General features: G+C 69.7%; 5 protein-coding genes. 3 read left to right on the plus strand and 2 right to left on the minus strand.

All coding sequences use genetic code 11. The annotated features are described in order from the left end of the window. Positions 1-594: 594 nt before the first annotated feature. Together ABD908_RS26170 and ABD908_RS26175 are read right to left on the minus strand one after the other, a co-directional pair. A complete protein-coding gene (locus tag ABD908_RS26170; RefSeq protein ID WP_345001637.1) occupies positions 595-2,223 on the minus strand; it encodes an MFS transporter in 1,629 nt (542 codons plus the stop codon). Further along, entirely contained in the window at positions 2,184-2,957 is a 774-nt protein-coding gene (locus ABD908_RS26175) for an LppX_LprAFG lipoprotein (protein WP_345001639.1), read from the minus strand. Before ABD908_RS26175 ends, ABD908_RS26170 begins: the two co-directional genes overlap by 40 nt. A gap of 89 nt (positions 2,958-3,046) precedes the next feature. Here ABD908_RS26175 and trmB point away from each other — a divergent pair, with 89 nt between their 5' ends. The 3 genes from trmB to ABD908_RS26190 all read left to right on the plus strand — a co-directional run. Then, positions 3,047-3,889, plus strand: coding sequence for a tRNA (guanosine(46)-N7)-methyltransferase TrmB (trmB, locus tag ABD908_RS26180; RefSeq protein WP_385923353.1), 843 nt, complete (start codon positions 3,047-3,049; stop codon positions 3,887-3,889). An 11-nt stretch (positions 3,890-3,900) separates the two neighbouring features. Further along, on the plus strand, positions 3,901-4,560 hold the full coding sequence (locus ABD908_RS26185; protein ID WP_345001641.1) for an NYN domain-containing protein: 660 nt from the start codon (positions 3,901-3,903) through the stop codon (positions 4,558-4,560). A 52-nt stretch (positions 4,561-4,612) separates the two neighbouring features. Further along, a partial coding sequence (locus ABD908_RS26190) for an MMPL family transporter (RefSeq protein WP_345001643.1) occupies positions 4,613-7,036 on the plus strand: 2,424 nt, incomplete at its 3' end.

Raw genomic sequence — 7,036 nt, forward strand, 5'->3', positions numbered from 1 at the left:
TTCTTGGCCCACAGAACGACATGGCTACGATCCGACTTCCCGTAGCCGCCCAGCGCCGCGGGCAGCTCCGCGGCCTCGAGCGGGCCCAGGGCCGCGGCCGCCTCAGCCACCGATTCCGGCACGGCCAGTGGCGACGCCGCTATCGCACGCAGCAGCCGGTGGTCCGCGGCTGAGAAGTCGACGAGGCCGAGCAGCGCCATCACCGGGGTGACCGATAGCCCCAGCTCCGCCGCCCATTCCCGCGCCCACGCGTCCGCGACTCGCCACGAACCGGCGGCGTCCGCCTTCGCCCATACGACGACCAGCGGCACCGGCTCCGCCCGCAGGCGGCCGATCGCGGCGGCGTCGGTGGCGCGGGGCTCACCCGCGAAGACGTAGACCGCTGTGTCCGCGGGTGCGCCGCCGACCACCTTCGGCGCCTCAGGCCCGTCGGGCCCCAGGTCACCGTCGGCGTGCCAGCGCTCGAGTGCGCGGGCGAGCGTGGCCTTCCCGACACCGTCGCGCCCCAGGATGCGCACCAGCTGCGGGCCGCACCGCGGCGCGAACTCCCCCCGAATCCCCGTCATCCGTACTCCCCCCGGAGTCCCTCGTGTGTCAGGCGCGTTCGGGCGCCTCGAGGCCCTCCGACGGTAGCGGGGCGAGCGTGTCCTCCAGGGGTGTTTCGTCTGATTGGTGCCGGCCCGCGATGAACAACGCGAACAACGCCCCGACCAGGCAGACGATGGCCGTGATCAGGAAGATGTCGCCGTACATCTCGCTGAAGGCCTGTTTGGTCTGCTGTGAGATCAGCGCGAGCCGCTCGGCGAACGAGGCGTTGTCGGGCGCCGACGGCATGTGGTTCATGATCTTGTCGAACCGGTACAGCCCGAACGCGGTGAGCGCCGCGACGCCGACCAGCATCCCCGTCATCCGCGCCACGACGAGCAGCGCGGACGCGATCCCGGCCTGCGCGACGGGCACCGCACGCAGGGCCGCAGACGACAGCGGCCCGATCACGAGCCCCAGGCCGAGGCCCGCGATCGCGAGGTCGGTGTCGATCACGGGCAGGTGCAGGGGGCCGAGCCGGTGCTGCGCGGCCAGGACGTCGGTCGGCCAGTCGGAGATCAGCACGTAGCCGGCGGCGGCGACCAGCAGCCCCACCACCGCGACCGCGCGGTCACCCACGCGAGCCGCGACGAAGCCCCCGATCACGGCGCCGATCGGCAGCGCGATCAGGAAGCGGACCAGCAGGAACACCGCGTCGCGGGCGTCCTTACCGAGCACGCCCTGGGCCAGCAGCTCGACGTCTACCAGGGTCACCATCAGCGCTGCGCCGGCCGTGACCGACGCAGCGCAGGACGCGAGGAAGGGCAGCACCCGCATACCTGCGGGGTCGATCAGCCGGGTCTTCGCGCGCCGCTCCCAGGCGACGAACGCGAGCAGCGCGATGACCGCGCCGAGCAGGATCCACCCGCCGTGCGGCGGGAGGATCTGCACGCCGTCGGGCTCGGGGTTGTAGAGGCCGATCACGGCCAGCGCGAGGGTGACTGCCAGCAGCACGCCGCCCACCAGGTCGACGCGCTGGCGCGCGGCCGCGGGCGCCTTGGGCACCGAGAACTGGATCAGCAGACCGGCGATCACGGCGAGCGGCACGTTGGCCCAGAAGACGACACGCCAGGCGTTCTCCGGAGCGACCGCGGAGACGTGCGCCTGCACGACCTGCACGACCGTCACGCCGACCACAGGGCCGAGCACACTGCCCAGCTCCTGCGCGGCGCCCACCCAGCCCAGCACCGCGGCGCGGCGGCGCTGCGACCACAGGTCGGCGGCCAGCGCGAGGGTGACGGGCAGCAGCGCGCCGCTGGCGACACCCTGGACGATGCGGCCGACCACGATGGTGGGGACGGTGTCCGAGAGGGCGGTCACCACCGACCCGGCGGCGAACAGCAGCAGGCTGAGCTGCAGCACCAGGCGCCGCCCGAGCCGATCGGACAGCCGTCCGAGCAGCGGCATCGCCGCGATGTAGCCCAGCAGATAGCACGTGACGATCGGCGTCACCCGCTGCAGCTGATTGATCGGGATGTCGACGCTCTTCATGATGTCGTTCATCACCGACACCACGACGTAGGTGTCCAGCGCGCCGAGCAGCACCGCCAGGCCGCCGGCGCCGATCGCGATTCCGCGGCGGGACGCGAACGCCACGGTCAGCTCCCCGGCTTGGTGATGGTCTGCTTGACGCCCCACTGGGACAGGTCGATCGAGATCGTGGCGGTCCCTACCGCCACATGCGCGCTGACCAGGTTGTGCGGCGCGGCCTCCTGCACCCAGAACGTGGTGGGTAGGTCACCGAGGTGCGACTTCGGCGCGAGCACGCCGATCACCGGACCAGGCACGATGCCGCTCATGCGGACCGTGTCGATACCGTCGATGTTCTCGCGCCCTTCGACCTTGGCGTCGCGGATCTTCGCAACGATGTTCCCGAGTCCGCGGTCGGGGTCCAGGATGATCGACGGATCGTAGGTGTCGGCCGCCTTGCCCATGTCGGAATACTTGTCGCCGCTCATCCGCGCCCAGAGGATGCCGTCCTGGACGACGAATCTGGCCTGCACCTCGCTACCGAACACCGTGACGTCGGCGTTTCCCTGCGCGGCGACCACGGGCTGGTTGGTGATGTAGCCGGTGATGCTCTTGACGGGCAGGTTGGGGACGGTGCCGTCGACCTCGAGGTCGACGTCCACGTCGTGCAGGTTCTTGGTGGCCGCGGTGGCCTCGGCCTGCAGCGTGGCGGCACTCGGCAGCGGGCCCTTCGGGGCGGCCGACGCGCCGGAGCCACCGGACCCGCCCGAGGAGCAGCCCGCCAGCAACACCAGCATGCCCGCGAGCGCGACGACAGCGACGCGGACGGGGGTGCGGGCGGCGATACGAGCGGGAGCGCTGGCAGCGGAGGCTTCGCCGTAGCGAACGGTACGTCCGGTCATGCGCAACATGCTAGGCGAAGGACGCCTTACCATCACTGTGCGGTAACAACATCAGGCGCAATTGTCACTTTTTTAACAGATGCGGGACGATGGTGACCGTGTCCAACACATTCGAGCAGCCCCGGCGGGACGACTCGCGCGATCCGCGCGCGCAGCACCGGAGGCTGTACCCCCGGGTGACGAGCTTCCGGTCGCGGCGCGGGGCACTCACGCCCGCACAGCAGCGCTGGTGGGACGAGATGTGGCCGCGCATCGGCCGCGACATCGCCCCGGCGCAGCCGTTCGACCCCGCCGACACCGTCAGCGCCGCCGACCCGCTGGGCCCCGCCGCCCCCTTCCCCACACCGGCCGAACCGCTGGACGCCGCGCAGTGGTTCGGGCGGACCGCGCCGCTGGTCGTCGAGATCGGCTCGGGGACCGGCACGTCGACGGTGGCGATGGCGGCCGCGGAGCCGGACGTCGACGTGATCGCCGTCGAGGTGTACGTGCCCGGCATCGCGCAGACGCTCGGCGGCGTGCAGCGGGCGGGGCTCGACAACGTACGTGTCGTGCGCGGCGACGGGGTCGCCGTGCTCGAGGACATGATCGCCCCCGGCAGCCTCACGGGGGTCCGCGTGTACTTCCCCGACCCGTGGCCCAAGGCCCGCCACCACAAGCGCCGACTGCTGCAGCCCCGCATGTTCGCGCTGCTCGCAAGCCGTCTGCGACCTGGCGGGATAGTGCACGTCGCCACCGATCATGCAGACTATGCGGAATGGATCGGCGCGGTGGGCGACGGCGAACCGGCCTTGCGCCGGTTGCTACTGCCCGAAGACCTCGCCGATGCAGACGTACCCGTCAGCGTGGACCGACCCGTCACCAAGTTCCAGGGTAAGGCCGAGCAGGTGGGCCGGGAGATCCACGAGTTCGTATGGGAGAGGCGGCAGGGATGAAGGTGGCAGGGATGCCCGAGACCGAGTCCTCGCACACCGAGGAGGCCCGGAAACGGGTTCTTCTGGTGTGGGACGCACCCAACCTCGACATGGGGCTGGGAGCGATCCTCGGCGGCCGTCCCACCGCTGCCTACCGGCCACGATTCGACGCGCTCGGCCGCTGGCTGCTCGGCATATCCGCCGACATCTCGCTCGAGACCGGCCACGAGGTCGAGCCCGAGGCCACCGTCTTCACCAACATCGCGCCCGGCAGCGCCGATGTGGTGCGCCCCTGGGTCGAGGCGCTGCGGAACGTCGGCTACGCCGTCTTCGCGAAGCCGAAGATCGACGAGGACAGCGATGTCGATCAGGACATGCTGGATCACATCGCGCTCCGGCAGTACACGCCCGGCCTGGCCGGCGTGCTCGTCGCCTCGGCCGACGGCCAGGCGTTCCGCGAGCCGCTCGAGGCCATCGCAGCCGAGGGCGTCCCCGTCCGGGTGATCGGATTCCGGGAGCACGCGAGCTGGGCTGTGTCGTCCACCGTGCTCGGCTTCACCGACCTCGAGGACATCCCCGGGGTGTTCCGGGAGCCGCTTCCGCGGGTGTCCCTGGACTCTCTTCCCGACCAGGGTGCCTGGCTTCAGCCGTTCCGTCCGCTGTCTTCGCTACTTTCGAGTCGGACGCAATAGGGCCCACCTCCCGCGGCCCGTGTCGTGGGCTCATGTCGAAAGGAATGTTCGTTTGTTCGCAGCGATAGGCCGGTTCACCTACCGGTTCCGGTTCACCTTGATCGCGGTGCTCGTCGTCGTGGTCGCCGTGTCCGGTGTGTGGGGCTACTTCAGCCTGGGCAAGGCGACCAAGATGTCCGGTCTGTACGACGAGGGCAGCCAGTCGGTGGCGGTCGCCAATCTGACCGACTCCGCCAACGGGCGCACGTCGGCGTCCGACATCCTCGTGTTGATCCAGGCGGACAAGGGCAAGAGCGTCACCGACCCGGCCATCGTCGACGAGGTCAAGGCCGACACGGCGAAGATCGCCGCCCAGTACGGCGCCAAGGGCAAGACCCCCAAACTGGACGACGCGAAGTTCATCTCGTACGCCACCGTCGGCGCCAGCCTGACCAAGACCGAGGCCGACGGCACCTCGTGGGGCTTCCTGTCCCTGTCGATGCTGTCGAACGACGACACCCAGCGCGGTAAGGACTGGGACGACATCCGCGACGGGCTCGCGAGCGACCTGCAGTCGAAGGACTTCACGGCGCACTTCGCGGGCCTGGTGCCCGTCACCAGCGCGGTGACCGAGGGCGTAGCGAGGGATTCGGCGCGCGCCAGTCTGATCGCCTTGCCGCTGGTCGCGATCGTGCTGTTCTTCGTGTTCGGCGGGGTGATCGCCGCGGCGCTGCCCGTCATCATCGGCGTGATGTCGATCGGCGCGTCGTCGGCGATCGTGTACGCACTCACCTTCGTCACCGACGTCAACTTCTTCGTCGGCCCGATCATCGAGCTGATCGGCCTCGGTATCGCGATCGACTACGGCCTGTTCATCGTGTCCAGATTCCGGGAGGAATTAGCCGAGGGGTACGACACACCCACGGCGGTCAGACGCACGGTCATGACGGCCGGCCGCACCGTGATCATGTCCTCGATGCTGATCATCGGCGCTCTGCTCTGCCTGTACATCGCCCCTCTGGGCCTGCTCACCTCGATGGCCACGGGCGCGCTCCTGGGCGTGCTGATGTCCGCGCTGCTGTCGCTGACGATGCTGCCCGCGATGCTCGCGGTGCTGGGCCCCCGGGTCGACTCCCTGAGCCTCGGCTGGTTCCTCGGCCTGCTCGCGCGGCGTGGCATCGGCGGCGAGCGGGTCAAGGGGTGGGCGCACAGCGCGACCAAGACCAAGACCAAGGAGGAGGTCGAGCGCGGCCTCTGGGGCCGCGTCACCGATGCCGTGATGAAGCGGCCGGCCGTGGCCGCGGGCATCGTCATCGTCCTGATGTTGGCCCTGGTCACGCCTATCACCAAGCTCGCCTTCGGCGGCATCTCGCAGGAGTACCTGCCGCCCACCAACACCACGCGGCAGGCGCAGGACAAGTTCCAGGAGCTGTTCCCCACGCTCACCGGGCAGCCGATCCAGATCGTGTTCATGAACGCGACCGACGATCAGATCAACGGCGTCATCGACGAGGCGAACAAGATCCCCGGCTTCACCGGCAAGTTCGTCGCCTCGGGTAACGCGACCTCGACGGTCAACTCCTCGGTCGACCCGAAGACCCCGCCCCTGCTGTACAAGGGCCACCCGGTCACGATCCAGATGTACCAGGCCACCCTGCAGGACCCGAACGACTCGAAGGCCGTCGGCGAGGCGGTCACGTGGCTGCGCGGCCTCCAGGTGCCGGGCGCCAAGCCCGGCTACCGCTACTTCATCGTGGGCGGCACGCCGGTGCTGCAGTACGACTCGATCGAGTCGATGCTCGACGTCCTGCCGTGGCTGATGCTGATGCTGGTGGTGGTGACCACGGTGCTGATGTTCCTCGCGTTCGGGTCGCTGATCCTGCCCATCAAGGCGGTGCTGATGTCGGCGCTGACGCTGGCGTCGACGCTGGGCTTCCTCACCTGGATGTTCGTCGAGGGTCACGGCGGTTCCGTCTTCAACTTCACCGGCGGCCCGCTGATGGCACCGGTGCTGGTGTTGATCATCGCGGTCGTGTTCGGCCTGAGTACCGACTACGAGGTGTTCCTGATATCCCGGATGATCGAGGAACGCGCGACCGGCGCGACGACGCCGGTGTGTATCCGTGCCGGTACGGCCAACACCGGCCGGATCATCACCGCCGCGGCGCTGATCCTGATCGTGGTGACCGCCGCCTTCGCGACATCCGAGCTGGTGATGATGAAGTACGTCGCGTTCGGCCTGATCGCGGCGCTGATCCTGGACGCCACCGTCGTCCGCATGGTGCTGGTGCCCGCCGTCATGAAGATGCTCGGCGACGACTGCTGGTGGGCGCCGCACTGGATGCGCCGCATCCAGCATCGGATCGGCCTCGGCGAGATCGCGCTGCCGCCCGAGACCAAGGACGGCCGGCCCATCGACTCGATCCGCCCGCAGAGCCGCGTCCCCGGTCGCGCCGCGCCGCAGCTCGTGGGCGCCGGCGTGGGAGCGGTCGGCGGG

The organism is Tsukamurella soli (genome assembly GCF_039541155.1).
Taxonomy (GTDB): domain Bacteria; phylum Actinomycetota; class Actinomycetes; order Mycobacteriales; family Mycobacteriaceae; genus Tsukamurella; species Tsukamurella soli.